General features: G+C 38.0%; 7 protein-coding genes and 1 pseudogene. All 8 read left to right on the top strand.

All coding sequences use genetic code 11. The annotated features are described in order from the left end of the window. Positions 1-290: transposase (locus Sarmat_RS05920; RefSeq protein ID WP_202149857.1), on the top strand; the 290-nt coding region annotated here is incomplete at its 5' end. Beyond that, positions 271-411: a transposase gene (locus Sarmat_RS06965; protein ID WP_244127164.1), complete on the top strand. Its 141-nt coding sequence runs from the start codon at positions 271-273 to the stop codon at positions 409-411. The genes Sarmat_RS05920 and Sarmat_RS06965, both read left to right, overlap by 20 nt. A 582-nt stretch (positions 412-993) precedes the next feature. Then, entirely contained in the window at positions 994-1,935 is a 942-nt protein-coding gene (locus tag Sarmat_RS05910; RefSeq protein ID WP_202149858.1) for an L-threonylcarbamoyladenylate synthase, read from the top strand. Between the two features lie 34 nt (positions 1,936-1,969). Continuing rightward, the gene (locus tag Sarmat_RS05905; RefSeq protein WP_202149856.1) at positions 1,970-2,773 is read left to right on the top strand and encodes an ABC transporter substrate-binding protein; all 804 of its coding nucleotides are present in this window, start codon (positions 1,970-1,972) and stop codon (positions 2,771-2,773) included. 20 nt (positions 2,774-2,793) lie between these two features. Next, positions 2,794-3,369 (top strand): hypothetical protein, encoded by a 576-nt coding sequence (locus Sarmat_RS05900; protein WP_202149855.1) that lies wholly within the window; start codon positions 2,794-2,796, stop codon positions 3,367-3,369. Positions 3,370-3,402: 33 nt separating this feature from the next. Next, positions 3,403-4,113: a F0F1 ATP synthase subunit A gene (locus Sarmat_RS05895; protein ID WP_202149854.1), complete on the top strand. Its 711-nt coding sequence runs from the start codon at positions 3,403-3,405 to the stop codon at positions 4,111-4,113. Between the two features lie 216 nt (positions 4,114-4,329). Further along, a pseudogene (locus Sarmat_RS07475) lies at positions 4,330-4,448 on the top strand (IS5/IS1182 family transposase); the annotation flags it as partial. Positions 4,449-4,540: 92 nt separating this feature from the next. Then, complete coding sequence (locus Sarmat_RS05890; RefSeq protein ID WP_202149853.1) at positions 4,541-4,801, top strand: hypothetical protein; 261 nt, start codon at positions 4,541-4,543, stop codon at positions 4,799-4,801. Positions 4,802-4,945 lie beyond the last annotated feature (144 nt).

Below are 4,945 nucleotides of genomic sequence, written 5' to 3'. Positions count from 1 at the left end.
ATTATAAAGGTTATGGAGTTCAGCGTCTTTTTAAATGTTTGCTTTTGCAATTCATGGAAGATTTGTCAGACCGTGAATTAGAAAGATATTTGAGTGATAGCGTTGCCGCCAAATGGTTTTGTGATTTTGATTTAACAGAGGCTACTCCTGATTACAGTGTTTTTAGTAAACTCAGAACGAAGATAGGTACCAATCTTTTGGCTAAAATATTTGCCATTTTTAGAGATCAATTGCGCTCAAAAGGTTACATTAGTGAAGTAAATAATCTTCTTGCCACCTTACTCTCCTGACCTTAACCCAATTGAAAAGTTCTGTGCTAATATGAAGAAGTGGATTAAAAATAAAATCCATCTCTTCGACAATCTCTATAGAGCTATAGAAGTCTTCTTCGCTCTTCCTAATTCAAGTTAATTGACTATAGCATTAACCCCAGGTTGCTTCCACCCCCTTTGTTAACTTGCCTATTATTAACTCTTACATCGAGCTCAGGTTAAAATAGTCCCTCTACTACTGCTCCTTTTTTTGGGGCATTACGGGTTATGAAGGGTACGCATCATATAAACTTGGAAAGCAGCGTATCGTAAGCAAGACGGAGACATCTTTGATAGAGTCTAAAAACTCTTTAATACGACATTATTTGGCAAGGTTTAATAGGCCTCCAAACGATATTCAAAGGCTATGGATATGATATTTCATTCGTTATACCTTTTATTCAACAAACAAATTCTTTTGTTTATATTTAGTTAGGAATACCAGACATCATGCTCTTTTCTGTATTGCATTTACTTACAAAAAGGAGTTATAATAGCAGTCAGATAGACTTGGTTTTATTTTATAGAAACGACCACACCCACCTTAGATGATTGGGAGGGGCGATTAATCAGTGGAGTAAGAGGCAATCGCGCACTGCTTTTTTCAGCGCTGATTTAAGCTTATAACGTATAAATAAATATATAACGAAATACTACAAGGAGGTATTGTGTGGCTCAAGATATGCAGTTGGCGATAGATTTTATTCGCTGCGGCAGGTTAGTAGCATTTCCTACAGAAACTGTTTATGGATTAGGAGCAGATGCTAGCAATGATGATGCTTGTTCTAAGATTTTTCAGATTAAACAACGTCCAACATATAACCCTCTGATAGTGCACGTAGACAGCTTAGAACGTGCCAGAGAGCTTGCTTATTTTTCTGATGATGCTCTAAAAATAGCTGAGCGCTTCTGGCCTGGTCCTCTCACTCTTGTTTTAAAAGCTAAAGAAAATAATGGCATTTCTAAAATGGTTACTGGTGGGCTAGACACCATAGCAATTAGGGTGCCGGGGCATAGAACCGCTTTAGAGCTTATTAGGAAGTCTTCCTCGCCAATTGCAGCCCCTAGCGCCAATCCTTCTGGTTACTTAAGCCCAACGTCTTTCGAGCATGTTTCGGAGCATTTTCAAGATCAGTCTGAGGTAGTGATATTAAAGGGCTCACGTGCGCTACATGGCATTGAATCTACTATTTTAGATGTAAGTTATGATAATTTTGTTGTTCTGAGGCATGGGTACTTAACCATGAATGCTATACAAGAGGTGGTAAAAAAGGAAGTGGTGGCTGGTGACAGTGCAAAAATAAAGGCTCCTGGTATGCTGCAAAAGCATTACTCTCCTCAAACAGCTATCAAAATTAACGCATCTTCTTGCAATAGATCTGAGGTTGAAAGCATGGAAGAAGTAAGTCTCAATTTTGGGCAGAGTAATATTAAAGCTGTATTTTCTCTCAATTTAAGCGTAAATGCTGACTTAATCGAAGCTGCTAGTAATTTGTATGATATGCTGCGCTCTCTGGACAAATATAGCCAGGTATATAAATTAAAAAATATTGTTGTAGCAAAAATACCGCATTATGGTTTAGGTATAGCAATTAATGATAAATTAAGAAGAGCTGCATGCTGATGCGTACATTACCATATTTGGCGACACACTGCTTATGATAAAAAAGTTATTTTATTTTGTTAGAAAGTGTAACGCCTACCTTCTGCTCCTTTGCTTTTCTAGTCTTTGTAGTAGTTGTGAGCTCAATGATCACACCTTAGTAGTAGCTACTGCACCAGATAACCCCCCTTATGAATACTTAGAAAACGAGAAGATTGTTGGTTTTGATGTCGATCTTATCAATGCTATTGCTCAAAAGCTTGATAAACAAGTGGAATGGGTTAGTATGCCGTTTAGCAATCTATTGCCAGCATTAGAAAATAAAATGGTAGATGTGATAGTAGCTGGATTTTCTTATTCTCAAGAACGCGCTGATAGAGTTTCTTTATCAGATACATATCACAAAACTAATATCTACTTGCTCTCTGATGCCACTGGGGGTGATATAAGCTCTCTAGATAATCTACGAAATAAAAAAATAGGCGCTACTCTAGGCACTATTTGGACTGCAATTGCGCAAAGTATAGCTTTAACTCACAAGGCTTTTGTGGTTGTAGTGGATAATATGCATGACCTGATGCGCGCCTTAGATAATAAAAATATTAACGTTGCCGTGATGGAAAAGGCGCAGGCTGAATATATCGCAAAGCATCATAATAACTCTCGCAAAATACGCTCTACATCTATCGATACTTTAATCACTGAATATGTTATTGCTACACCTAAAAACTCCACTTTAAATAAGAAAATCAATAGGATATTGGAGCAATTGGAGAGTTCTGGCTATCTGCATGAATTAAAAATTAAGTGGGGCATCGAAACTCAAGAAAGTCGCGATATATACGACATATACCATTAGACTTATTTGGAAACTCACTCATGAGAAAGAAACGTAAGGAGTGCGTGAAGCACGGCATACACGAAATAAGTGAAGATTTGAGTGGAGCAACGCAAACATCACCATCAGTGGTAGAGTTGCGCAAGGGGTCTAAAGATGATGAATTCGAAGAGTATAGATTAGAGTGTATTAAAGAAAAATTGTCGATTTTAGAAGGAGTTAGCATAGCCGATCAAACGATTCAGGCGCTAGAGGGGCGCGCCAAATTGTCAAAAAACTCAGAAGATCAAGAGCTAGTAACTAGATTGTATGCAACGTCCGGTTCAATATGCAAAAAGATGCATGAGGTTTCTAGCGCAACACAAACAAAACAATACTCAGATGCAGAAGCTCTGATAAAGGCACTTGATGCCCCGCGGATGGAGGGTTCTCAGTTACCTAAAAGTTCTAGAGGATACGTATTGTCTCTTGAGTTTTTTTCTTGTATAATTGTGGCTGTAATGATAGGTTTTTTGCTAGGTAATGCTTGGCCTAGTTTGAAGGTGGCGCTGGTTCTGCTTTGCTCAATTTTTGGGTTTTTAGCAGGTTTAAGGGCGACTTTTTTTTCTTCTAAATAAATACATTAAATAACACTATATAATTGTTTCTTTATGACTCATAGTCCACTCGCTCAGTTTGAAGTGAAATATTTAGTGCCGCAGCTAGGTTTAACTAACGCCACTTGCACTACGGTGCTGGTGTGTTTAGCTATTACAGCATTCTTGAATTATGGGCTACGCAAAGCCAGCGTATTACCTAGTAGATTGCAAATGAGCGTAGAAATGTGGCACAATATGATAGCTAGCATGGTAGAGCAGAATATTGGCGTGAAAGGCAAGCCATTTTTACCGCTTGTACTCACCATTTTTTCGTTTATCTTAACTGCTAATTTATTTGGCATGATACCGTACGGCTTTACTATCACAAGCCATCTATCAGTTACATTCGTTATCTCTTCCTTTGTATTTTTTTTAATGCTCTTCGTTGGGTTGTTTAAACATGGTTTGCATTTTTTCTCTTTATTTTTACCAAAGGGAACGCCATGGTGGTTAGTGCCTTTAATGATTGTAATAGAGTTATTTGCTTTTCTCGCAAAACCTGTGAGTCTTGCTCTGCGTCTAACCGCTAACATGGTTGCTGGCCATGTGTTGTTGAAGGTGATGGCTGGCTTTGTCTTGTCTGCTCCTATTTTTGCGAACATGCTGCCTATTCCATTTATTACTGTGTTGATTGGTTTTGAAATTTTCGTTGCTGTGTTACAAGCTTATATTTTCTCAATCCTCACATGCGTGTATCTAAGTGATAGTATCAACTTACATTAATATATACCTCTACCCAAACTCTGCTACTAGCGCCAAGTGCGTCGTCGATTCTTGAAGCCTCTTCGACGCTCAGAGTCTTAGGCGTTCTATGTATGGCACTGTTAACTAGTTTAAGGAATAGACCTCTTCGGAAACTATCATTTTCGTAATTCCATATTAGACCTCTTGCATAACCTAAGGGATAGGTATTAACTAACCTCTATGAGAGAGGTTAAGATGAAATACGAAAAGATAAAGAATTATAAAGATGGAGAGTTTCGAAGGTTAAGCGGTGTGAAGCGATCTACGTTAAAAAGATGATAGCAATACTTGAAGAAGCGGAAAAAAGCAAGAGGCGGGAAGCCAAATGTGCTATTAGACCTCTTTCGAAACTCGCTCAATTAAGAGCAAATGCGAGGAGTATACGAAGCACAGAGCCGCAGCGTACATGAAGTACGTGAGGACTTGCGCATCGACAGCGTCGCCACAGTTGCCATCAGGAGTAGAGTTAGGAAAGAGGTCTATTGATTTAATTTGCACTTTACCAAGATTTACTCCTCTAACTTTCGTATTACATTTTATCCGGAATACAAAATTAATATTATTATTTGTAAGAAATTCAATCCATTCCTGGTCAAAAAATTCTCTACCCCCCAAAATTGCCTCTATTTTTCCAATCCCAAAACATTTGGGGACCGTTGCGAGATGAGGTAATTTTTGTTATAATAAATCTCAAAAGAACGAGGTTTTCAAATGTCTTCAGCGCATCAAATTACAATGGTAAGTTTAAATCAATTAGTTAGTCCAAAGCATCAATATCGCAAATTTAAGGACTTATTTGATTTTGAGGTGG

This window comes from Candidatus Sarmatiella mevalonica, from assembly GCF_016751895.1.
Classification (GTDB): Bacteria; Pseudomonadota; Alphaproteobacteria; order Rickettsiales; family Rickettsiaceae; genus Sarmatiella; species Sarmatiella mevalonica.
Note: the sequence above shows the minus strand (reverse complement) of the source record. Positions and strands in the feature narration are given on the sequence as shown.